Genomic DNA, 22,354 nt, shown 5'->3' on the forward strand with positions numbered 1-22,354 from the left:
CTTCCCCCGTCTTCTTCTATCGTAAAAATGTCAGGGCAAAAAATATGGCTGGAGCCGTAAAAAGCATGCTGTCAAAACGGTCCAGAATACCTCCGTGCCCCGGTATCAGATGTCCATAATCCTTCACGTTGTGGTTTCTCTTCACTGCCGAGGCAGCCAGGTCTCCGATCTGTGAAATCACGGCTGCGATTCCGCAGGCCAGAGCACATGAAATCTCCGGATTTTCCAGCTCCAGCATATGTCCCTTGAATATAAGTGCGTACACAAAGCCAATAACTGCAGCTCCCACCGCTCCGCCTACCGCGCCTTCTATGGATTTTTTCGGGCTGAGTACCGGAGCCAGCTTGTGTTTTCCAAAAAGCATCCCCGTACAGTATGCACACGTATCGCATCCCCAGGAGCTGATAAAAATAAGCCATACCAGGTACGCGCCATCCGCCATTTTCCTCGTCTGGTACAGATAGGAGAGCATGACGGCCACATAGAACACGCCGAAAAACGCCCCCGTCACTTCGTCCGTCTTGTAAGTTGGAAATGTCATCACATATATGGACATCAGCAGCATAACAGCAGCGATGATGACAAATTCCACATGCTGTTTGCCGTCAAACCATAAAAGGCCGTAATATACGGCAGCCAGCAGGTATCCCAACAGTCCCAGCGTATGTTTGTGAATGCCCAGCACCCGGTAAAACTCAAATAATCCGACAAGGGAAATGATGCCCGTTGCAAAGAAAAGTATACTTCCTCCGCTCACCACTACAAAAAGGGCAAGTAAAACCAGGATGATACCGCTCAAAAGCCTTTTTGTAAACATAGGAATCCTCCTCCCGGATTATGATGTTTTTACCCCGCCGAAACGGCGTTCTCTGCTATTATACGCAGCGATGGCCTTTTCCAATTCCTCTTTGGAAAAATCAGGCCACAGACAGTCCGTAACATACAGCTCCGTATAGGCCAGCTGCCATAAAAGATAATTGGACAGACGCAGTTCGCCGCTCGTGCGGATTAAGAGATCCGGATCCGGAATGTCAGCCGTATCCAGGTAGGAATGAAACACGTTTTCATCCAGTTCTTCCGGATTCAGTCGGCCGTCTGCAGCAGCTTCTGCAATCTTTCTGGCGGCTCGTACGATCTCGTCCCTGCCCCCGTAATTGACAGCGATCACGAATGTCATTCCCGTATTGTCCTTTGTCTCGTTTTCCAGGCGATTAATGCCCTCAATAATATCTTTATCAAAACGGCTCCGTTCGCCGATCATTTTCACTCTCACATTATTCTTTCCAGCGATTTTAAGCAGTCTGACCATATAAAAACGGAACAGCTGCATAAGCGCACCTACTTCCTCAGAAGAACGCTTCCAGTTTTCCGTGGAAAATCCGTAAACAGTCAAATACTTAATTCCCATTCTGGCAGCGATCTCCACTGTCTTTTCCACTGTAACACAGCCTTCTTTATGCCCCATGGTACGTGGAAGGCCTCTCTTCCTGGCCCATCTTCCATTGCCGTCCAGAATCAGCGCCACGTGCTGAGGAATCACCATATTTTCCAGGGTATTTCCCATTTTCATATCCTCCGTCAAATCAAAAATTAGAGGATGTTGCAAAAAGGAATAGCGCATTGCCTCCGATACCAGATGTAGTGACTTGACCACTGCCTGGAACGGAATCTGGTATCGGCGGCAATGCGGATTCGACTTTTGCAACACCCTCTTTTATTCTTCTACAGAAAATCCCCTCGGAACCTCTATAGAAGAGCAAAGAGTTCGCTAAAGCGAACTCTCGCGCCGAGCGCGGGAGCCCGGTAAACCGGACTCTTTGTTCCCGCGTTTTATATACCTAAACATGCCTATACGGTCATAATTTCCTTTGTCTTTGCCTCTACGGCCTTGTCGACCTTTTCGATTGCCTTGTCGGTCATCTTCTGGATTTTCTCCTCTGCCTCTTTCAGATCGTCTTCCGATATCTCATCCGCCTTTTCCATCTTCTTAAACGCTTCGTTGGCATCTCTTCTGATGTTGCGGATTGCTACCTTGGCGCCCTCGCCTTTTTTCTTTACATCCTTTGCCAGCTCTTTTCTGCGTTCCTCGGTCAGTTCAGGAAAAACGAGACGGATAACAGAGCCGTCGTTTGTCGGATTGATTCCCAGATCAGACGTCAGGATCGCCTTTTCAATCGCCTTCAGCAGGCTCTTTTCCCACGGCTGGATCACGATCATTCTGGCTTCCGGAATGGAGACATTGCCGACCTGCTGGATCGGTGTGGGAGTCCCGTAGTAATCCACTCTTAATTTGTCAAGCACCCTTGGATTTGCCCGTCCTGCACGGATGGATGCATATTCGCTTAAAAGCGCATCCAAAGACTTCTCCATCTTGTCTTCATAAATCTGAAATTTCTCCTTATCCATAAACTCCTCCTGTTTATACGGTCACTACCGTGCCATTTATTTTTCCCTGCATTGCATTGGCAATGCTGTTCTTCTCATTCAAATCAAATACCGCCATCGGCATCCGGTGCTCCATGCACATGATGGAAGCAGTCAGGTCTACGACCGCCAGCTTCTTTTCAATGACCTCTTCAATCGTAATCGTATCATACTTTTTCGCGTCTGGATTCACCTTCGGATCGCTGTCGTATACTCCGTCAATCGCCTTTGCAAGCAGAATACAGTCCGCATCCATTTCAATGGCCCGCAGAACAATGCCCGTATCCGTAGAAAAGTAAGGATGACCCGTGCCTCCCGCAAAGAAAACGACCATGCCCTTTTCAAAATATTTATTCGCCCTGTCCTTGGAAAACAGCTTCGTCATGGAGCCGCATTCAAAGGGCGTCAGAATCTGTGTCATCATGCCTTCCGTACGGAAAATTTCAGACGCGTAAATACAGTTCATAATCGTGGCCAGCATACCGATCTGGTCTGCCTTCGTACGGTCAATGGCGTTGCTCGTCCTTCCACGCCAGAAATTGCCGCCGCCGATGACAACTCCCACCTGAACGCCTGCTTCTACGGAAATCTTCACCTGTTTTGCAACTTCCCTTACCGTATCTTCATCAAAGCCCGTCTTTTTAGAGCCTGCAAGAGCCTCTCCGCTCAATTTTAACAATACTCGGTTTGTCTTCATCTTTTATCTCCCGGTTATTTTATACCATGCGGTGTAATCGGAGCCCGATTATAGCCCAGCTCTTGAGCCTGTGGCTTACGCCATGCACTCGATTTAGCTGCGCTCCATCTCTTACGCGGGCTGTCCCCTATCATTCTGTCCAGAGAAGTATTCCCTTGCGTGCAAGATACGACGTTCCTATTTCTCTGTCCGTTCCGGCATGGTTTTTTGCCTACGCGGACATTATACCATATAAAATTATTTTTGAAAAGTAGGAACAGTGAGTTCAGGGACTCGTCCCGGGAGGCGGATTCCGTTCTTTCTCAGCTGATTTCTATGATATTTCCGCGTTTCCTGTATTTTTCGTCCACTTTTCTGTTTACGATAATACTGGCGGCATCATAGTCCGCAAATTTTACGGGAGAAATCTTGGAAAACTTTGTAGTATCCGCCAGGATATACGCCCTTTCACAGTGCCGGATCGCACATTCCTTAACTTTCCCTTCTCTGATATCCGGCGTTGTAAAACCATACTCCAAATCGATTCCGTTCGTGCCGAAAAATCCCTTTGTAAACCGGTACCTCTGGAGATCTTCCGTAGTTTTTGCACCGATCAGTGCCTCTGTCACCGCTTTCAGCTCACCGCCCGGAAGGTAAACCTTGAATCCCTTGCTGACAAGGCGCTTTGCATGCATAAACGCATTCGTAATAAACGTCGTGTTTTTTTCCGTAATAAAGTCGATCATAAAACCTGTAGATGTTCCGGCATCCAGATAGATGAAATCTCCCGGTTCAATCAGAGAAGCGGCATGCTTCGCAATTGCCAGCTTGTCCTCCCTGTTAATGTCTTCTCGCACCAGCACGTTGGAATCTACAGATGATTTACTGTCTACGAGAGATACAGCCCCGCCGTGCACTTTAATCAGAAGCCCTTTCTTGTCCAGCATATTCAAGTCTCTGCGCACGGTTGATTCCGAAATTTCCAGTTGTTCTATAATTTCCTGGACCATTACGCTTCCCTTGGCATTTACCATTTTTAAAATGGCATCAAGCCTGTCTGTAGCCAGCATTATTCTTTTCCTCCTTTAAACGAAAATGACGGATTTTGAAAGTTATATTCTTATCATACTTTCAAAACCCGTCATTGTCAAAGTTTTATTTAATTTCCCGGAATAAAACGACCGCCATGTGCGAAAATACCTCGCCCGGAGTCCCCGTTACTCCACATTTTTCTTGAGTACTCCCAGCAGGATGGCCCCTGCTGCTGTTCCTGCCGCCAGAGCCGCCACGTACAGAAGTGCATTTCCAACTACCGGGAATACGAAGATTCCTCCGTGAGGCGCCATCAGCGTACACCCGAATACCATGGAAAGAGCGCCTGCCACGCCGGAACCTGCCATACATGCGGGAATGACCCGGAGCGGATCAGAAGCTGCAAACGGAATTGCGCCTTCTGTAATAAAGGAAAGTCCCATAATAAAGTTTGTCGGTCCCGTCTTTCTTTCATCTTCTGTAAATTTCTTCTTAAAAAGCAGAGTTGCAAGGGCGATTGCACAGGGAGGAACCATACCTCCGATCATAACAGCCGCCATAATTCCGTAGTTTCCTGCCGCAATTGAGGCCGTGCCGAAGAGGTATGCGGCCTTATTGAAAGGACCTCCCATATCGATGGCCATCATCGCTGCAACGACGATTCCGAGAATAACCGCGCTTCCTTCATTCATGGAAGCGAGTCCGTTATTGAGCATGGTATTTAAAGCGCCTACCGGCGGTTCAATGATGAAGTTCATGATCAGTCCCATAAGGAGCGTGCCGAACACAGGATAGAGAAGCATGGGCTTAATCCCGTCCAGGCTCTTTGGCAGACCGTCGAATACTTTTTTGAGGCCTTCTACCAGATATCCGGCGATGAAACCGGCTGCCAATGCCCCCAGAAAACCAGATGTTCCGCCGGCCGCCAGGGCGCCGCCTACAAAACCTGCCACCAGTCCGGGACGGTCAGCGATGCTTTCCGCTATAAATGCTGCCAGAATCGGAAGCATGAGCTAAAAGCAGTGCCTCCTATTCCTTTAAACAGGGCTGCGACCGGCGTAATCGTGCCGAACTGAGACCGCATTTCTGCCGACAGGCTGTTTCGTCGACACTCATACCATCGATTAAAAAAGAAATGGCAATCAGAATTCCGCCTCCCACGACAAAGGGAAGCATATGGGATACGCCGTTCATCAGATGCTTGTAAATCTGGTGTCCTGCACCGCCCTTGTTCTTATCCCCGCGGGAGTGTTCCGCCGTTTTGGCATTTCCATGGAATACGGGAGCGTCCCCTTCCAAAATCCTGGAAATCATGGTTTCCGCCTTGCTGATGCCGTCTGCTACAGGGCATTCAATGACTTTTTTTCCATCGAAACGATCCATAGGAACATTCGTATCAGCGGCTACGATGATTCCATCCGCTTCGGCGATCTCCTGATCCGTCAGGACATTCTTCGCTCCGCTGGAACCTCTTGTCTCAACTTTAACGAACAGCCCCATCTCTTTTGCCTTTTTTTCTATGCTTTCTGCGGCCATGTACGTATGGGCGATTCCCGTCGGACAGGCCGTTACGGCTAAAATCATTCTCTGCTTCGGCGCAGGTTTTGCCGTCTCCTGTTCGGCGATCCGCCTTTCTTCCTCTTCGTCCTTGATTTTTTCCGTTTTTTCTATAATCTCCAAAAATTCTTCCTTCGTCTTTGCTCTCTTTAACTCTTTCACAAAATCCTCGTCCATTAACAGTACCGAAAGTTTGCTTAATACGTCCAGATGAACGTTGTCTTTCGTATTCGGTGCAGCGATCAGGAAAATCAGATCCACCGGTTCATCGTCCAGCGCCTCATAATCCACGCCTTCTTTGACCACCATCGCCGCCAAACCAGGTTTTCTGACCGCCTGGCATTTGCCGTGGGGAATGGCAATCCCGTCTCCGACTCCAGTAGTTCCTTCTTCCTCTCTGGCATAAACCGTCTTCCTGTATTCTTCCACATCAGAGATATTTCCGCTCTCCGCCATCAAGGCGATCACCGCATCCAGCGCCTCTTTTTTGTTCTGCACCCTGCCGTTCAGATCTATGCTCTCTTTTGCGAGTAAGTCTGTAATTTTCATATATATTACCTCCTTTTCCCTATATCCTGCTTCCGTTTCCCTTTTCCGCTCAAAAAGACAACTGACTTAATATCTCTTCTACTTTTGCTTTTTCAGCAAGGCCCTCAGAAAAGGCACTTGCACTGCCGGCTGCTATTCCCATCTGGAAGGCTTCTTTATAATTTCCGCTCATGTTATATCCGGCCAGAAATCCTGCCACCATGGAATCTCCCGCTCCTACAGAATTCACTACGCGGCCTTTCGGCGCAGGACTTTCATATGTCCGCCCGTCTTCGTCTACAAGGACGGCTCCGTCTCCCGCCATGGATACGAGTACGTTCCTGGCTCCTTTCTCCTGCAGCTTCTTCGCACATTCAACAATCTCTTTCCTGGTGTTCAATTTCCGTCCGAAAATTTCCCCCAGTTCATGGTTATTCGGTTTTATAACGAACGGATGATACGAAAGGACATTGACAAGAAGGTCTTTCGTGGCGTCTACTGCAATTCTGATTCCTTTTCCATCGAGTCTTTCCATAATATCGCTGTAAATCGTATCCGGCAGAGCCGACGGGATGCTCCCGGCAAGCACCAGAATGTCTCCTTCTTTCAGATGATCCAGCTGGCCGTAAAGCTCTGAAAGCGCCTCATCCGGTATGGAAGGTCCCATTCCATTGATCTCGCTCTCCTCGTCTGAACGCAGCTTTACGTTAATTCTGGAATAGCCGTCTTTCAGAAAAATCATCTCTTCCCCGCAACCAAGTTCCGTAAGCCGCCGTCTGATCTCCGTCCCTGTAAAACCGGCCAAAAATCCAAGAGCCCTGCTTTCTATTCCCAGGTTGTTCAGCACGATGGAAACGTTAATCCCTTTTCCTCCTGGAAACATCACTTCTTTTTCCGTTCTGTTCACCACACCTGTCTGGAAATGTTCGACAGAGGCAATGTAGTCCAAAGACGGATTGAACGTCACGGTATATATCATAATCCGTTCTCCTTTCATGTTTGAATCATTGTGACCGTTTTTGAATGTTTTTGTTCTTCATGGCTCTATTGTACGCCTACAATCAGTCTTTGTCAATCACAATCGGTCATTTTCAGTCGTTTAAAATCATACAAAATTTTATTCCATTTTTTGTCTAAAATGTATATTAATGGTCCAGGTACTGAAACAGGATACCGCCGGATAAGCAAAAACAGCGATGCCCTGTTTCCCATAATCCGGGATCCCACAGGGCATCACTGTTTATCATCTTCCTAGTGCTTTATTTTTATTCATTTACTGGTAATTTCCAATCAAAACTCTCGCAAGTTCACTGTCCTTATCCAGAATAATCGTCTTATTGCTGCCGACCAGCGTCTTCTTCAAAGCGTCCAGGCTTCTTACATAATTATAAAAGTCAGCCTTCGATTCGTCGTTATATGCCTCACTCAGGATCTGCATGTATCTTGCTTCTCCCTCTGCCTTGATTTTTTCCGCCTCTGCCTCTGCTCTGGCGATCGTTTCTTTTACCGTCCTGTCCGTCTCGTTTTTAATCAGGCTGGACTGGTAATTACCGTCCGCCGTATATCCTGCGGCAATATTGTTCCTTTCGGAAATCATCCTCTGGTATACAGATTCTTTATTGCTGTCGGGAAGATCCAGTTTTTTCGTCTCAACGCTGTAAATATGAATTCCATAGGAATCCATGACATCACCGATATTATCCGTAATCGCCGCCGCAAGCTTCCCGTCACGGCCGGAGATAATATCCTGCTGATTCGTTGCTGACAAAACGTTTTTTATCGAGTTATAAACCACGTTTCCCAGACGGATTTCCGCCTTTTCACGGCTTGCGTTCAAAGAGGTCAGATACTTCAGCGGATCTTCAATATCCCATATAACGAAAGAATCCACCGTCATGACTTTCTTATCCCTCGTGGTAATATCGCTGGGGATCAGATCAGAAATCATTTTGTATTTCGGTATGCTCTGTGTCTTCTGAACAAAGGGCAGTTTGAAAGACAACCCGGGATCAGACTTGATATCCACGACACGTCCAAACTGTGTAATCAGTTTATATTCTCTCGCAGTCGTCGTGACGGCTGAATCCCCGAGGATAACGACCACTGCCAGAAGGAGCAGCACTGCAAATGTACCTTTTAGCTTTTTCATTGCTGTCCCCCCTCTCCCGCCTGGCTTCCGGCCGAAGCGTCCGTTTTTGTGTCTGGATCTGTCTGTTCCTGCGTCTGCTGTATAATCTCGGAAAACGGCTCCAGAGGCAGCATGGTCTGCACGCCGTCCGAATCATTGATAATCACCTTCAGTGACGGAAGCACATCTTCCATCGTTTCATAGAACATTCTCTTCTTCGTAATCAGCGGATATTTCATATATTCCTTATACATGTCGTTAAAACGGGCGGTTTGGCCTTCCGCTTCGCTGATTCTCTGCTGCTTATATGCTTCGGCCTCCTGCTTCGTCTTATCGGCCTTGGAATTCGCCGCAGGCAGCTGCTCCGACTGATACTTCTTGGCTTCATTAATCGCGGTGTCCATTCCCTGCTTGGCATCCTCAACCGCTTTAAACGCATTATTTACATCGTCTGTCGGAGGCTGGGCATCCTGAATCGTAACGTTGTAAATACCGTATCCGATATTCTCCTGTTCAAGACGACGCGACAGAAGATCCTTTACCTTTGCCTGAATCTCGGCCTTGCCCGTCGTGATAACATCGTCTACATTGTATATGCCGACGGTATCGCGGATATAGGACTGAGCCAGGTTTTTAATGATATCCTTCGACGTATCGCTGTGGATATATGCCTGAACGGGGTCTACGATCTGGTATTCAATATAGAAGTCCACGTTGACAAAATTAAAATCCTTTGTGATCATTTCTGATTCTGATTTCACAGATACAGGATTGTTCTCACTGTTGGCGTGGTTCTGCTGGTCATAATCAGGGTCATACCCAATCGGCATACCGATAATGCTCTTCGTCATCCGGTGAACTCTCTGCACAAACGGAATCTTAAAATGGAGGCCGGAAGTTTCCACTACCTGTGGTTTTCCAAATGTAGTTATGACAGCCGTCGTATCTTCATTCAGCGTATAATATCCGCCGAATGCAAAAGAAACGGCAACAGCTGCTGCCGCAACCACAACCACTGCCCGCTTTGCAACTGTTAATATGCCTTCTTTTGGAAGACGGCCATTCTCTCTGTTGTCACTGCCGTCAGGGGAAGGGTTCATCCCGCCCTGACCTTTCTTAAAATTCCATTTCATAATAAAGTTTATCTCCTTTTTGGCTGACGGCCGCGTCATCTGCAGAACATTCGGATCATGCCGGTATCATATGATCCGTTACAGATAGCGGATGCCTTCGATGCCCTTGATGCCGAGACCTGGATCATCGCTTACCGTAATCTCTCTTTCATTGAAGACAGCACCGCCCATAACCGGGTCTTCTCTGCACAGGACTGGACCGTCCAGATCAATTTTCGTAATAATTTTCTTGGCACATGCGAGGTGCACAGCCGCATTGACGCTCACCTTTGCTTCCAGCATACACCCAATCATGCACTCCACTCCATAGACTTCAGCAGCGGACGCGATCTTCAGCGCATTGTAAAGGCCGCCGCATTTCATCAACTTAATGTTGACAAGGTCCGCGGCCCTCATCTGCATGATCTTCATGGCGTCTTCCGGAGAAAATACGCTTTCATCTGCAAGTACAGGCACATAAGAGCGTTCCGTTACGTACTTCAGGCCCTCGAAATCATGAGCCTTTACCGGCTGCTCCACGAACTCTATAAAGAGTCCCTTCTCCTGCATTCCGTTCAGGATTCTGACGGCCTCTTTCGGCTCCCATCCCTGATTGGCATCGATGCGGATCGCCACATCATTTCCTACAACGGCGCGAATCGCCGACAGGCGGGCGATGTCCTTCTGCGGCTCCTTTCCCACCTTGACTTTCAGGCAGTCATATCCTCTGCGGACGGCGTCTTCCGCATCCCGCACCATCTCGTCCGGCTCGTTTACGCTGATTGTGATATCCGTTACGATGGATTTTCTGGCACCTCCCATCAATTTATAGACGGGAATCTTATAGAGCTGTCCATAGAGGTCCCAGCACGCCATATCGACAGCGGCTTTTGCGCTGGTATTTTTAAGGATGGAAGACTGAATCGCCGTCATCAGATCCTCAAATTCATCCACGTCTTTTCCAATCAGGACCTTTTTGATATGGTCATTGACCGCGCCGATAATGGAGCCAGTCGTATCCCCCGTAATCACTCCCGTAGGCGGCGCCTCCCCATAACCTACGTTCCTGTATCCGTTGTAATTTCTACAATCACATCTTCCACGCTGTTTACTGACCTCAGAGCCGTTTTAAACGGAACCCGCAGAGGCACGGATATCATTCCAAGCCTTATGTCTGTAATTTTCATACTTGCCTTCTCCTTTTTCTTTCGTTATAAGCGTTCAGAACATCCTGTCTTTTTGCATGGCCGGCTGTCCTGAACAGGTCTTTCTCTATTGTAAATGGAAATTGCAGCCGCTTCAAGTAAATTTTTCTCCAATATACCTGTTATTTTTATGAATTCTTGCAATTTTCTTGCAATATTATAAAAAATAAAGTATATTTATAACATCGATGTTAAAAAAACATAAAAATTTTCAAAAGGAGGGGACCTATGATCACTAATGGTTTCACTTACATCGCTGTTCTGATTCTGCTGGCTGGACTTCTGGTTGGGGCCCAGAAAGTCACAAAATGGAAATTTTTTGACTGGGTGCCGCCCATTGTGCTGCTCTATCTTCTCACAATGATATTCTGCACATTTAAAGTATGGGATATGGAATCCACCGCCGGCGCTTATTCCGCGATGAAAAACAACATTCTCTATGCCATGATTTTCCTCATGCTGCTGCGCTGCGATATCCGGAAAATCTTAAAACTCGGGCCGCGTATGCTGGGCGGCTTCTTCGCTGCCAGCGTTTCCATCGGCCTCGGTTTCATTATTACATACGCAGTTCTTCACACTTCTCTCGGAAGCGAAGCATGGAAAGCGCTGGGAGCGCTCTGCGGAAGCTGGATGGGCGGCTCAGGAAACATGGTTGCCGTTCAGGCGGCTCTTGATATCGGGGAAGCGGACATGGGCTATGCCCTTGTAATCGACTCCATCGACTACTCCCTCTGGGTAATGTTCCTGCTCTGGGTCATCAACTTCGCCCCCAAGTTCAATAAGTGGACAAAAGCCAGCACAAAAACCCTCGATGAGGTATGTGCACGTTTGGAAGAGGAAGAGAAGGAAGAAAAGGGCAATATTACATTTTCCACAATTCTGTTTCTGATCGGCCTGGCTCTGACAGTATCGGCTGCAGGCCAGAACGTAGGCGCCCTTCTCCAAAAGGCAATGCCATTCCTGGACAAGTCCACCTGGATCGTACTCGTCGTTACTCTGGTCGGACTGATCGGAGCTGTCACACCTGTCGGCAAAATGGCCGGAGGCGCAGAGCTTTCCAACGTTATGCTCTACATTATCGTTGCTCTCCTCGCTTCCCGCGCAAGCCTTCTGGAAATGTCGGATGCACCGTTATGGATTGCGGCCGGACTTATGATCCTGGCGATCCACGCCATCCTTCTTCTGATCCTTGCGAAGCTGTTTAAACTGGATATGTTCACCTGCGGCGTCGCCAGCCTTGCCAATATCGGCGGTACGGCATCTGCACCAATCCTTGCAGGCGCATACAGTTCTGCGCTCGTTCCTGTCGGCGTACTGATGGCTCTTATGGGATACGTAATCGGTACGGGAGGCGGACTGATCGTTGCACGGATCATGTCCATGTTTGCATAGCGGGCACATAAGCGCTTATACGTGCAGCCGCCTGTAGCGCGGAAACATCGTGTATATTGATAAAGGAGCACAGCTTCTGTAGGGAAACCGTTACGGTTCGCCTTAAGAAGCGTGCTCCTTTTCTATTTTCATTTTACAGACATGCCGCGTATTCGGATCCGTCAAAAGCCTTCAATCCTTCTGCGTTTGCGAAGCAAATACCGTTTTTCTCCGCCGTTCCACTCCTCCCGTTCTGTTTCCGTCTGCAGTTCGAGCCCGGGAACCTTCACCGCCTTTCCCTCCTCGTCTATGGCAACCATAACCATGTATGCTCTGTTTATGCTCCTTCTCATTCCATACTGATCCTCAATATACGTATCGACCCGGACCTCCATCGATGAATTTCCAACATAGGTCAGCTTGCCGCTCAAAACAATCATATCATTCAAATGTGCTCCTGATTTAAAGCTCAGATTGTCGATCGCCGCCGTCGTGACTTCCCTCTGGCAGTGCCTCCTGCTTACAATTCCGGCCAGCTCGTCAATCCACTGCAGAAGCATGCCGCCGAACAGCCTGCCGTGTCCGTTAATATCTTTGTAGCGCAGAACATAAACCTGCTCCGTTCTGGACTCTTCTACGCGCTTTTTTTCCATCTTCCTCTCCTCCATCCTTTGTAGCTGCATGTTCGCACTGCCAGCGCCTTTTACGAAATTCAAAAGCAGGATGCTGCCAAAAGAAAAGCGTTCATTCCGCTTTACTTCCGGCAGCATCCTCTATGAAAACAGCATTTTTTCAATCATATTTTTAATGACTCTCTTATCAATCTTACCATTGTGAGTTTTCGGAATCTCCTCTACGAAGACCACATACTCCGGAATTTTAAAACGGGCAATTCTGGCCTTCAGCATATCTTTGATATCTGCCTCCGAAGCTGCGGCTCCCTGCTCCAGCCTGATCATGGCTGCCGGTACTTCCATATATTTCTCATCCGGCACTCCGACTACTGCGGCTTCCGCCACGCCCGGCAGGGTATGGATCACATTTTCAATATCAAAGCTGCATATCTTTTCCCCTCCGCGTTGATCATATCCTTTTTTCTGTCCACGACGTACAGAAAGCCTTCCTGATTGTAACAGCCCAGATCCCCGGTCTTCAGCCAGCCTTCTTCAGAAATCAGATCCGTCTGCTGATGGTAGTACTCATCCAGCACGAAGCTTCCCCTCAGGCAGATTTCACCGATTTCATTTTCCCGAAGTTCTTCTCCGCTGTCATCCACAATCTTGACCTGCAAATCCGGCATTGGAACGCCCGACGCTCCGATCCACGGGCTGTCCGCCGCTCCCTGTGGAAATATCGTCCCAGCGCCCGCCGTTTCTGTCATCCCATACACGGTATGGAACTGAGCCTGGGGCATCCATTCTTTTAATTTCCGTATATTCTCGGGAGCCATGTTTCCGCTGCCGCATGCAAATCCTTTCATGGACGGAATCTCCGGGTACATCTCCCGTTTTTCTAAGAGCATGGAAAATACAGTCGGCGAAGCATGGTAAAACGTGATCTGTTTTTCTATAAAACAGGTGAGCATACGGTCAGGGTCCACCCGCCGCATGATAAATACCGTGCCTCCGACGGTGAGAAAAACGGAGAGAATACATATCATTCCCGTCACATGATACATGGGAGTCGCTATGACAGAGCTGTCGGCTTCGCTCAGATTCAGCGTCTTTCTATACGCCTCAACCGAGTTCATGACGTGGTAATTTTTCATCACAACGCCCTTGCTCCTGGATGTAGTGCCTGATGTAAACATAAGAACTGCGGCGTCTTCCCACGTTCCCTGAGGTTCTGCATCATTCTCTGATTTTGATTCGTTCCAGGACCATTCCAAATCACTGTTTCCACTGTCTTTTGAAACGACCGTCTTGATTCCGGTCAGTTCCGCTATCCACGGCTCAAACTTTTCTTCACAGACAACAGCCGCTACTTCTGCTTTCTCAATAAGAGATAAAATCTCCGGTTTCTGGAACTTTCCCGGAAGAGGGACGGCTACAGCCCCAATTTTATTGACCGCCAGATAAGAAACGCAGAATTCAATCCCATTAAAGAGGAGAATGCCGACATGGTCTCCCTTTCTGACTCCCAGTCCGTCCTGAAGCACAGCCGCCATTTTATCCGACAGATCCAGAAGCTGGGCATAGGAGAAGCTGTTTCCCATATCATCTTCCACCGCCGTTTTATCCGGCAGCCTGGCCGCTGTCCGGCGCAAGGCATGATACAGACTGTCTGCCATGCCCTTATAAACATGAACCCGGCGCCCATTTATCTCTGCCTCCGTTACTTCAGAGCAGACGTGGTCCGGCCAGTAATTTTCCCAAGATAACATTTTTCTTTTTCCTTTCCGTCAGGAAAGACAGCATGGTTTATTCCGAATGCTTGATGTCCAGCAGGTTTTTCCTGGAACGTTCCAGATGAACCTGCATAATGTGGCTGGCAAAGTCACCGTCCATATCATAAATCGCCTCAAACAGCTGGCGATGATCCATCATGGACCTGGCTGCTATTTTAGCGTCGCTGTTCAGACGGTTCGTATATCTTTTTGCAATGTCATTGAACATCTTCGAGATCAGGACCAGCAGTTGATTTTTCGAGGCAGCTACCAGCAGATCGTGAAACTTTCTGTCATATTTTGAGTAGGAGGCAAAATCGTTAAAGGCGATTGCCTCTTCCATGCTGTCGATATAATTTTTTAAAATTTTGATCTCTTCATCCGTTCTGTTTTTGGCTGCCAGCCGGCACGCTCCGCTCTCAACAAATATTCTGGCATCATATATTTCATCGATATTATTCTCCGTTACCGTCATCAAGGTGAACAGCGGCTTCATGAACTCAGACGGATTCACTTCATTCACATACGTCCCGTCTCCCTGCATGATCTTCACGATACCAAGGACATTTAATTTCTTCAGGCCTTCCCTGAGGCATACGCGGCTCACGCCGAAAATTGCTGCCAGCTCTGCCTCAGGAGGAAGTTTATCTCCTACTTTCCATCTGCCTTTTCTGATTTCTTCAATAATCTGATCTGCAACTATGTCATACTTATATTTCTTCTTACCCTCTTCCGCCATTCCGTCCTCCTACTGCCGTTCATTCTCACCAAGTGCTCTTATTATGCCATAGCCTCTAACGGCTATGGCGCCTCCGGCAGATATGGTATAATGCGCTCTGCGGTCATTATACCATATCTGCGCCTGAAACCGCAAGGTTTCCTGGGCTTTCACAGTAGGCAGGACCATGCGTGTTTCCTATGAAAATACGTTTGGAAGGAACAGGCTGACAGCCGGAATATATGTAGTGAGCACCAGCACCACCAGCATATATACAAGAAGCTTTACCGCAAACTTGAGCGTGCTCTCCAGCTGGATCTTGCTGATCTTACAGCCTACAAACAGGTTGATTCCTACCGGCGGAGTAATCATGCCGATCGAAAGGTTCATAACGATGATAACGCCAAGCTGAATCGGGTCTACGCCGAGAGGCTGAACGATCTTTAAAAGGATCGGGCTCAGGATGATAGTAGCCGGAGCCGCATCCATGATCATTCCCACGATCAGAAGCAGAATGTTGATCAGCACCAGAATCACGTACTTATTCGTAGTCATATCCAGAACGCCGCTGGCGATGGATGAGGTTACGCCTTCCAGCGTGAGCAGCTTTGCAAACGCCGTTGAGAAGGAAATGATGACAATGAAGCTGCAGCTTTTCGCTGCGCGGATAAACGTTCCCGGCAGATCTTTCAACTTTAGGTCCTTATAGATGAACATTCCCGCAAAGAGCGCGTACACACAGGCCACAACGGAAGCTTCCGTCGGGGAGAAGATACCGGAATAGATACCTCCAAGAATGATAATCGGCACGAGCAAGGCCCAGATCGCCTCTTTAAAATTGTGCCAAAATCCCATATCGTAAACCTTCTGAAGCTCAGCCTTTACCTCCGGGCTGGGGAGGTACTTTTCCTTTACAGAAATCTTCCGTGCGATGATGATCATGGCAACGCCGAGAAGAATTCCAGGAATTACGCCTGCAAGAAACAGCTTTGCCACCGATGTATTCGTAGCTACGCCATACAGGAGGAACAGGATGCTGGGCGGAATAATCGGCCCCAGAGCGCCTCCTGCCGCAGCAGCCGCAGTAGAAAACTCTTTGCTGTATCCTGCTCGGATCATCTGAGGGATCATAATTCCTCCGATACAGGCAACAGTAGCAGGGCCTGATCCGGAAATCGCCGCAAAGAACATACTGGCAATAATCGTAACGATTGCCAGGCCGCCCGGCCTGTCTTTCACGAGGCTCATACAGAAGTTGATCAGCCTCTGGGAGATTCCTCCCTGAATCATCAGCTCTCCGGAAAGGATGAAAAACGGAATAGCCAGAAGGGTGAAACTGTTCGTACCGTTGAGGAAGGATTCCACAATCAGCGACATGTCAATCGTGCCAAACAGGTTGGAATATATGCAGCACGCAAGTCCTAATGCAATCGCAATGGGAAAGCCCATAAACACCAGCACAAACAAACCGCCAATTAATATTGTACCAGCCATTTATTTCCCCTCCTTGCCATTCATAAATTCATAACGGATAATAAAGTAAATATTCATCAGGCAGCGGATTACGGAGGCCCCCATCCCTAACAGGAGGGAGGCCGACATCAGCCACATAGGAAACTGGGTGATGGATACCGTCTTCATTTTGAACTGATCGAGCACACGCAGAAATACGTAATAGCCGACCACCGCCGAAAAAAGCATGTTTACGATGTACAGAAACAGATGAGCCGCTTCTTTTATTTTTCCAGGAAGCTTTTCGATCACAGCCACGATCTGAATGTGGTCATTTCTCAGAAATGCCCCGCTGCATGCAAGGAAGACGAAATACATGAACATATACAGCGCATATTCAGAAATCCATGCTGCCGATGCCTTAAACACATACCTCATAACTACCTGCACAAAAAGCATCACTACCATGACCGCCAGGAGAACGGCTCCGATCCATTCCTCCAGATGATTGTAAAATTTATTTTCGTTGTAATAAGCCTTCATATGCACCTCCTGTATACAGAATCAGCTACTGCATTTCATCTGTACGGCCAAGAATCTCAAGCACCTTGTTCACATTATCCTTGGATGTGAGGGAAACGCTTTCATCCCACCATACTTTATCCACGGAAATCTGACGCAGCATATCTTCATCTTCCTGAGAAGCTTCCGTAACGACAACGCCGTGCTCTGTGATCTTTCCAACAGCTTCCGCCAGATAATCTTCTTCCAGTTCTCTCGTCCTTGAAATCAGAGTTGAGACATTATCATCCAGAACCTTCTTCAGATCGTCAGGAAGTGAATTGTAGAATTCGTCGTTGATTACATAAAAATGGTAGCTTTCGCCGCAGTGAGTAGTCAGAATGCTCTTGAGCTGATCATAAAATCCGTTGGAATAGAACAGTGGAGTGTTCGTTACCATTCCGTCTACCGTACCCTGTGCAAGCGCCGTATAAACTTCTGAGAAAGCGATGAACTGCGGATTGATTCCAGCGCCTTCAGACAGGGCGATCATCTGGTTCGTCTGATTGATTCGGATCGCCATTCCCTTCAAATCTTCGATCTTCTTAATCTCTTTCTTCGTAGCCGAGAATCCAAACCATCCCATGTTAACTCCGCCGCCGTCGAAAACCTTGACTCCTGTGGATTTTCTGAATTCTTCGTTTAAGCCTGTAATCCATTCGCTTTCAGCAACCTTGTTCAGCTCATCATCCGTAGACATCAGGTATGGGATACCATATACATAATACGCCGCCATTCCGGACAGGTCTGCAAAACAGTTCGGCGTCGTATTGCCCATCTGAAGGGTGTTGGAACGGACCTTGTCCAATACATCGGCGTCAGTCTCTCCAATGGAACCGCTGGTAAATACCTCTACGTTGATTCGTCCGCCGGACGCCTCTTCCACGCTCTTTTCAAATTCCTTATATGCCACGTTAAACGGGTCGATGTCAGATACGGTATTTCCAATCTTTAGTGTATATGTTTCGCCCTCCGCCGCTTTGCTCGTCTGTGCATCTCCAGCACTCGTACTGCTGCTTTTTCCACATCCTGCCATAAGCATCACCGCCGCCATCGCTATAAAACAATATCTCCTTCTCATAAACCTTCCCTCCTGATTTTATTTGATTTTTTCTACGAATTCTACGAGTATTCCTTCTCCGAACCGCGGGCGGAGAAAATTCACAATAATTCCTCCGGCTCCCGGTACTGCACTTTTTTCCAGCATTTCCAGGCCTTCTGCCTCATACCATTTCCTTGCCGCTTCCACGTCGTCCACTTCAAACGCAATATGATGGATTCCGCCGCGGCCATTGTTGTACATCGTCAGAACGCCCTCCAGCGGAATGACCAGCTCAATCGGAGTCTCATCCGGATTATGCTTTGTAAAAAGGCAGTTGGCCTTATAAGCTTCAACGTATTCCATATAGTCCGTCTCCAGGCCGAATTTTTTCATAAACCGTTCCGCTCTGTCCATCGGACTCATAACAATTCCTACATGATGGAGTTTCATATGTTCCATATCATCACCGTTTATCCCTCTATAATTTTCTTTAAGCCGAAGGCCTCATCTCTGTAAATGCTGACAGGTGTTTCTTTCAGATCCTCGGCAATCAGCGGAAGAAATTCCATATTTGCCAGAATATCTTTTTCCAGATCGATTCCTTTTGCGATCTCGATGAGCATAGGCCCCTTTTCCGTCAGACGGAATACGGCTCTCTCTGTGACAAAAAACATATTCTGTCCTCTGGCAACCGCCATTTTCCCATTATAGGAAATCTGCTGGACGTTCTTCACCAGCTTTTTAAATCTTCCTTCCTGCTGGATTTTGATTCCATTTTCATCGAAATCCACTTTGATTCCTCCGCCCGTAAAAGTGGAACAGAACACCACATTCTTGGCCGTGCTCGTAATATCTACGAATCCGCCTGCTCCGGCAGCCACCGGCCCCATTTTGGTCGCGTTCACATTCCCCTGAGCGTCCATTTCTCCGGCTCCCATAAAGGTAAAATCGATTCCCGCGCCGGTATAATACTCAAACTGACGGTCATGAGGGATCAGCGCCTGCGGGCTGCAGGATATTCCGAAGTCAATTCCGCCTGCCGGCACGCCTCCGTATATTCCGGATTCCACCGTCAGCATTACGTCTTCCTGGACTCCTTCTTCTGCCAGGATGGGTCCGATCACGTCGTTGGGAATTCCCGTTCCCACATTGATCATCACGTCCTTGTTCAGCAGCATAGTCGCACGTCGCCCAATCACCTTTCTCACCGTAAGTGGAATCGATGCCGCCTTTTTCAAAGGCGCATGGGTCTGTCCGCTGTAAGAAGGATCATAATACCAGGAAGATGTCTGACGGTGGTCCTCGAAGGGGGCTTCACATACGACAACTGCGTCGACCAAAACTCCCGGGACCGTCACACGCTTGGGATCCAGCGTGCCTGTCTGTACAATATGTTTCACCTGACAGATTACTTTGCCTCCAAAACGCTTTGCCGCCATGACGGCCGGAAGTACTTCCAGTACCATAGCTTCTTCATCCGTGCTGATATTTCCAGCCTCGTCTGCATATGTACCGCGAATAATGAGGGTATCAATTGGAACTTCTTTGTACTGCATATACTCCTCACCATCCACAGTGACAATGGCAACGATATCTTCCTTGTCCTTCGTCCTGGCGTTCATCTTTCCGCCTTCGACTCTTGGATCCACAAAGGTACCAAGTCCGATCTGGCTAAGCTTGCCCGGTTCACGAAGAGCCATACTGTGGAACATATTTGCCATCTGTCCCTGCGGAAGATTGTAGGCTTCCAGAAGATTTTCAGATATCATCTTCATGAACGGAGGGCAAAGGCCCCAATGCCCTCCGATTACCTTTGTGATCAATCCTTCGTGTGCCAGATGTGCTATGCCGTCTTTTCTGTCCGACTGGCCGCATGTATGAAATAATGTCAGGTTTTCCGGTTTTCCCGTTTCCAGGAATTTCTCTTCAATGGCTTTCAGCACGGACTCGCTGGCAGACACAAGCGTCATGCCGACCGTACACAGGGTGGAACCGTCGGCAATCATATCGGCAGCTTCACGCGCTGAAATAAATTCAGGTTTTCTCATATCTATCTCCTATTTGCAGAGCTCATATAATACGGCCAGACCCTGTCCTCCGCCAATACAAAGGGTTGCAACTCCATACTGTACACCGCGGCGGATCATCTCACTGATCAGCTTCACGGTGATGATACAGCCGGTTGCTCCGATCGGATGTCCCAGGGAAATACCGCTTCCGTTTACATTCACGATCTCTTCGTCCAGCCCCAGTTCCTTCATACAAGCTACTGCCTGGGAGGCGAACGCTTCGTTCAATTCGATCAGGCCGATGTCTTCCTTTTTAAGTCCTGTTTTATCCATGAGCTTTTTAAATGCAGGGATCGGTCCGATTCCCATAATGGACGGATCTACTCCTGCCGCCGCCACATCTACAAAGCGTACAAGCGGTTTTAATCCCAGCTCATTTGCCTTGGATTCCTTCATCAGGACGACCGCTGCAGCCGCGTCATTGATTCCCGCCGCATTTCCGGCAGTAACACTGCCGCCTTCCTTAAATGCAGGGCGCAGCTTTGCAAGGCTTTCCACTGTCGTTCCAGGACGTACATGCTCATCCTTGTCGAAAATTCTCGTCTCTTTTTTATTGACCTTCACTTCGATCGGAACAATCTCATCATCAAATTTTCCGTCTGCCTGAGCTTTCTCCGCACGCTGCTGGCTGATTGCCGCCCAACGGTCCTGCTCTTCTCTCGTAACATGGTACTGCTCTGCCACATTTTCTGCCGTAATGCCCATGTGATTGCGTGTAAATGGATCAGACAGCGCCGTAATCAGTCCGTCTTCCAGTTCTCCATGGCCCATACGATAGCCGGAACGTGCTTTTCTCAGATAGAACGGGATGTTTGTCATGCTTTCACATCCGCCTGCAACGGCAATATCACACATACCGTCTCTGATTTCCTGAGCTGCCGTTACGATTGCCTGAAGGCCGGAGGAGCAGAGTCTGTTCACTGTAAGCGCGGTCGCCTCATAAGGGATTCCTGCCTTGACGGAAGCCAGTCTCGCTGCAAATGCATTTTCTGCCGCCTGGCCGACGCAGCCGTAAACAACCTCGTCGATATTTTCCGGCTGAAGCCCAGCCCGTTTCACAGCTTCCTTTATCACGATACCTCCCAGATCAGAAGCTTCAAAATTCTTTAATGACCCGCTGAATTTTCCTACCGCACTGCGGCATGCCGATACGATTACGATACTTTCTTTCATGATTTTTTCCTCCTTATAATACCATTCCGCCGCCTACTTCAAACACGCCCTGGGTGATGTAAGCCGCCTCGTCTGAAGCCAGAAATGCGATCATGTTGCCGATGTCCTCCGGGGTGCCTGCGCGGCCCATGGAGATCTTTCCCACCATGATATCCCATGCTTTCGGCGGTACTCCTCTCGTCATTTCCGTATCGATAAATCCAGGTACGATAGCGTTGCATGTAATATTTTTCTTTCCATTTTCCTTAGCGCATGTCTTTGTCAGCGCTACGACTCCCGCCTTTGCAGCCGCATAATTGGCCTGTCCCACGTTTCCATTTATGTAAGACGCTGAAGAAATATTGATAATGCGTCCGTATTCTCTTTCTCTCATGTAGTTAATCGCAGCTCTCATACAGTTAAAAACGCCTGTCAGATTGACTGCAATCACTGCATTCCATTCGTCTACCGTCATCTTGTGAAGCATGCGGTCTTTATTGATACCTGCGTTGTTAACGAGGATATCCAAACTTCCCATATCCTTAATTGTCGTATCGATCAGATTCTGTGCGTCGTCATACTTCGATACATCAGCCAGCACGTAGATTGCTTTTCCTCCCATGGCCTCTATTTCAGCCACTCCGTTTTTTGCATTTTCTTCATTTACATCTGAAATCACGATGGAAGCTCCCTTTTCACAAAGCTTCTTCGCGATTCCCAATCCGATTCCGCGGCCGGAACCTGTAACAACTGCGACTTTTCCATGTAAATCTCTGCTCATGTTTTCATTTCCTCTCTTCAGCAAACATCTTATTGATAAGTTCCATAATAGTAATACTTTTATATCCGGATATGTTTGTTTCTCTCTTCGTTTATTCTAGTAAAATAATACTATTTCCATGTACTTAAGTCAATACATTTGGCGATATTCGCCCATTTTT

At 48.0% G+C, this 22,354-nt stretch carries 20 protein-coding genes and 2 pseudogenes; 1 reads left to right on the forward strand and 21 read right to left on the reverse strand.

Features of this window, described 5'->3' with window-relative positions:
• Positions 1 to 16 precede the first annotated feature (16 nt).
• The 10 genes and pseudogenes from DXA13_RS01595 to DXA13_RS01640 all read right to left on the reverse strand — a co-directional run bounded on the left by DXA13_RS01595 (position 17) and on the right by DXA13_RS01640 (position 10,644).
• Positions 17 to 817 carry a phosphatidate cytidylyltransferase gene (locus tag DXA13_RS01595; protein ID WP_118241404.1) on the reverse strand — a complete coding sequence of 267 codons (801 nt, stop codon included), beginning with the start codon at positions 815 to 817 and terminating at the stop codon, positions 17 to 19.
• An 18-nt stretch (positions 818 to 835) separates the two neighbouring features.
• The gene (locus DXA13_RS01600) at positions 836 to 1,564 is read right to left on the reverse strand and encodes an isoprenyl transferase (protein ID WP_118241406.1); all 729 of its coding nucleotides are present in this window, start codon (positions 1,562 to 1,564) and stop codon (positions 836 to 838) included.
• Positions 1,565 to 1,848: 284 nt separating this feature from the next.
• Complete coding sequence (gene frr, locus DXA13_RS01605; RefSeq protein ID WP_118241408.1) at positions 1,849 to 2,406, reverse strand: ribosome recycling factor; 558 nt, start codon at positions 2,404 to 2,406, stop codon at positions 1,849 to 1,851.
• 13 nt (positions 2,407 to 2,419) lie between these two features.
• Positions 2,420 to 3,121 (reverse strand): UMP kinase, encoded by a 702-nt coding sequence (gene pyrH, locus DXA13_RS01610; protein WP_118241410.1) that lies wholly within the window; start codon positions 3,119 to 3,121, stop codon positions 2,420 to 2,422.
• Positions 3,122 to 3,423: 302 nt separating this feature from the next.
• The gene (locus DXA13_RS01615) at positions 3,424 to 4,170 is read right to left on the reverse strand and encodes a DeoR/GlpR family DNA-binding transcription regulator (protein ID WP_118241412.1); all 747 of its coding nucleotides are present in this window, start codon (positions 4,168 to 4,170) and stop codon (positions 3,424 to 3,426) included.
• Between the two features lie 147 nt (positions 4,171 to 4,317).
• Positions 4,318 to 6,238 (reverse strand): annotated as a pseudogene (locus DXA13_RS01620) (fructose-specific PTS transporter subunit EIIC).
• Between the two features lie 49 nt (positions 6,239 to 6,287).
• Positions 6,288 to 7,196, reverse strand: a complete 909-nt coding sequence (gene pfkB, locus DXA13_RS01625) for a 1-phosphofructokinase (protein WP_118241414.1) — start codon at positions 7,194 to 7,196, stop codon at positions 6,288 to 6,290.
• A gap of 294 nt (positions 7,197 to 7,490) precedes the next feature.
• Complete coding sequence (locus tag DXA13_RS01630) at positions 7,491 to 8,366, reverse strand: protease modulator HflC (RefSeq protein ID WP_118241416.1); 876 nt, start codon at positions 8,364 to 8,366, stop codon at positions 7,491 to 7,493.
• Positions 8,363 to 9,478, reverse strand: a complete 1,116-nt coding sequence (gene hflK / locus DXA13_RS01635) for an FtsH protease activity modulator HflK (protein WP_118241418.1) — start codon at positions 9,476 to 9,478, stop codon at positions 8,363 to 8,365. The genes DXA13_RS01630 and hflK overlap by 4 nt, the downstream gene beginning before the upstream one ends.
• Before the next feature lie 78 nt (positions 9,479 to 9,556).
• A pseudogene (locus tag DXA13_RS01640) lies at positions 9,557 to 10,644 on the reverse strand (dipeptide epimerase).
• Positions 10,645 to 10,890: 246 nt separating this feature from the next.
• On the opposite strand from DXA13_RS01640, the gene DXA13_RS01645 reads away from it, so the two are divergent.
• The gene (locus DXA13_RS01645; RefSeq protein ID WP_118241420.1) at positions 10,891 to 12,054 is read left to right on the forward strand and encodes a DUF819 family protein; all 1,164 of its coding nucleotides are present in this window, start codon (positions 10,891 to 10,893) and stop codon (positions 12,052 to 12,054) included.
• A 161-nt stretch (positions 12,055 to 12,215) separates the two neighbouring features.
• Here the strand turns inward: DXA13_RS01645 and DXA13_RS01650 are convergent, their stop codons facing one another.
• The 11 genes from DXA13_RS01650 to fabG form a co-directional block, all read right to left on the reverse strand.
• The gene (locus DXA13_RS01650) at positions 12,216 to 12,686 is read right to left on the reverse strand and encodes an acyl-CoA thioesterase (protein WP_118241549.1); all 471 of its coding nucleotides are present in this window, start codon (positions 12,684 to 12,686) and stop codon (positions 12,216 to 12,218) included.
• A gap of 120 nt (positions 12,687 to 12,806) precedes the next feature.
• Positions 12,807 to 13,073: a hypothetical protein gene (locus tag DXA13_RS21385; RefSeq protein WP_243008913.1), complete on the reverse strand. Its 267-nt coding sequence runs from the start codon at positions 13,071 to 13,073 to the stop codon at positions 12,807 to 12,809.
• Positions 13,070 to 14,416 (reverse strand): class I adenylate-forming enzyme family protein, encoded by a 1,347-nt coding sequence (locus DXA13_RS01655; protein WP_243008914.1) that lies wholly within the window; start codon positions 14,414 to 14,416, stop codon positions 13,070 to 13,072. The genes DXA13_RS21385 and DXA13_RS01655 overlap by 4 nt, the downstream gene beginning before the upstream one ends.
• 37 nt (positions 14,417 to 14,453) lie before the next feature.
• On the reverse strand, positions 14,454 to 15,158 hold the full coding sequence (locus DXA13_RS01660; protein WP_118241422.1) for a FadR/GntR family transcriptional regulator: 705 nt from the start codon (positions 15,156 to 15,158) through the stop codon (positions 14,454 to 14,456).
• Between the two features lie 177 nt (positions 15,159 to 15,335).
• Complete coding sequence (locus DXA13_RS01665) at positions 15,336 to 16,631, reverse strand: TRAP transporter large permease (protein ID WP_118241424.1); 1,296 nt, start codon at positions 16,629 to 16,631, stop codon at positions 15,336 to 15,338.
• Positions 16,632 to 17,132, reverse strand: coding sequence for a TRAP transporter small permease (locus tag DXA13_RS01670; protein WP_118241426.1), 501 nt, complete (start codon positions 17,130 to 17,132; stop codon positions 16,632 to 16,634).
• A 25-nt stretch (positions 17,133 to 17,157) separates the two neighbouring features.
• Positions 17,158 to 18,231, reverse strand: coding sequence for a TRAP transporter substrate-binding protein (locus DXA13_RS01675; protein ID WP_118241428.1), 1,074 nt, complete (start codon positions 18,229 to 18,231; stop codon positions 17,158 to 17,160).
• 18 nt (positions 18,232 to 18,249) lie between these two features.
• A complete protein-coding gene (locus DXA13_RS01680; protein WP_118241430.1) occupies positions 18,250 to 18,651 on the reverse strand; it encodes a VOC family protein in 402 nt (133 codons plus the stop codon).
• 11 nt (positions 18,652 to 18,662) lie between these two features.
• Entirely contained in the window at positions 18,663 to 20,240 is a 1,578-nt protein-coding gene (locus DXA13_RS01685; protein ID WP_118241432.1) for a CoA-transferase, read from the reverse strand.
• A gap of 9 nt (positions 20,241 to 20,249) precedes the next feature.
• Positions 20,250 to 21,434: a thiolase family protein gene (locus tag DXA13_RS01690; RefSeq protein ID WP_118241434.1), complete on the reverse strand. Its 1,185-nt coding sequence runs from the start codon at positions 21,432 to 21,434 to the stop codon at positions 20,250 to 20,252.
• Positions 21,435 to 21,447: 13 nt separating this feature from the next.
• The gene (gene fabG, locus DXA13_RS01695; protein WP_243008915.1) at positions 21,448 to 22,194 is read right to left on the reverse strand and encodes a 3-oxoacyl-ACP reductase FabG; all 747 of its coding nucleotides are present in this window, start codon (positions 22,192 to 22,194) and stop codon (positions 21,448 to 21,450) included.
• Positions 22,195 to 22,354 lie beyond the last annotated feature (160 nt).

This window comes from Clostridium sp. AM58-1XD, assembly GCF_003464085.1.
In the GTDB taxonomy this organism is placed as follows: Bacteria; Bacillota; Clostridia; order Lachnospirales; family Lachnospiraceae; genus Lachnoclostridium_A.

What these genes read in the sequence shown, in the direction of transcription:
- pyrH (WP_118241410.1), bottom strand. Translation starts at nt 3,121, where the DNA reads ATGAAGACAAACCGAGTATTGTTAAAATTGAGCGGAGAGGCTCTTGCA.
- hflK (WP_118241418.1), bottom strand. Translation starts at nt 9,478, where the DNA reads ATGAAATGGAATTTTAAGAAAGGTCAGGGCGGGATGAACCCTTCCCCT.
- DXA13_RS01655 (WP_243008914.1), bottom strand. Translation starts at nt 14,416, where the DNA reads ATGTTATCTTGGGAAAATTACTGGCCGGACCACGTCTGCTCTGAAGTA.
- DXA13_RS01615 (WP_118241412.1), bottom strand. Translation starts at nt 4,170, where the DNA reads ATGCTGGCTACAGACAGGCTTGATGCCATTTTAAAAATGGTAAATGCC.
- DXA13_RS01630 (WP_118241416.1), bottom strand. Translation starts at nt 8,366, where the DNA reads ATGAAAAAGCTAAAAGGTACATTTGCAGTGCTGCTCCTTCTGGCAGTG.
- pfkB (WP_118241414.1), bottom strand. Translation starts at nt 7,196, where the DNA reads ATGATATATACCGTGACGTTCAATCCGTCTTTGGACTACATTGCCTCT.
- DXA13_RS01680 (WP_118241430.1), bottom strand. Translation starts at nt 18,651, where the DNA reads ATGGAACATATGAAACTCCATCATGTAGGAATTGTTATGAGTCCGATG.
- DXA13_RS01685 (WP_118241432.1), bottom strand. Translation starts at nt 20,240, where the DNA reads ATGAGAAAACCTGAATTTATTTCAGCGCGTGAAGCTGCCGATATGATT.
- DXA13_RS01645 (WP_118241420.1), top strand. Translation starts at nt 10,891, where the DNA reads ATGATCACTAATGGTTTCACTTACATCGCTGTTCTGATTCTGCTGGCT.
- DXA13_RS01670 (WP_118241426.1), bottom strand. Translation starts at nt 17,132, where the DNA reads ATGAAGGCTTATTACAACGAAAATAAATTTTACAATCATCTGGAGGAA.
- DXA13_RS01690 (WP_118241434.1), bottom strand. Translation starts at nt 21,434, where the DNA reads ATGAAAGAAAGTATCGTAATCGTATCGGCATGCCGCAGTGCGGTAGGA.
- fabG (WP_243008915.1), bottom strand. Translation starts at nt 22,194, where the DNA reads ATGAGCAGAGATTTACATGGAAAAGTCGCAGTTGTTACAGGTTCCGGC.
- DXA13_RS01660 (WP_118241422.1), bottom strand. Translation starts at nt 15,158, where the DNA reads ATGGCGGAAGAGGGTAAGAAGAAATATAAGTATGACATAGTTGCAGAT.
- DXA13_RS01595 (WP_118241404.1), bottom strand. Translation starts at nt 817, where the DNA reads ATGTTTACAAAAAGGCTTTTGAGCGGTATCATCCTGGTTTTACTTGCC.
- DXA13_RS01675 (WP_118241428.1), bottom strand. Translation starts at nt 18,231, where the DNA reads ATGAGAAGGAGATATTGTTTTATAGCGATGGCGGCGGTGATGCTTATG.
- DXA13_RS01665 (WP_118241424.1), bottom strand. Translation starts at nt 16,631, where the DNA reads ATGGCTGGTACAATATTAATTGGCGGTTTGTTTGTGCTGGTGTTTATG.
- frr (WP_118241408.1), bottom strand. Translation starts at nt 2,406, where the DNA reads ATGGATAAGGAGAAATTTCAGATTTATGAAGACAAGATGGAGAAGTCT.
- DXA13_RS01600 (WP_118241406.1), bottom strand. Translation starts at nt 1,564, where the DNA reads ATGGGAAATACCCTGGAAAATATGGTGATTCCTCAGCACGTGGCGCTG.
- DXA13_RS01650 (WP_118241549.1), bottom strand. Translation starts at nt 12,686, where the DNA reads ATGGAAAAAAAGCGCGTAGAAGAGTCCAGAACGGAGCAGGTTTATGTT.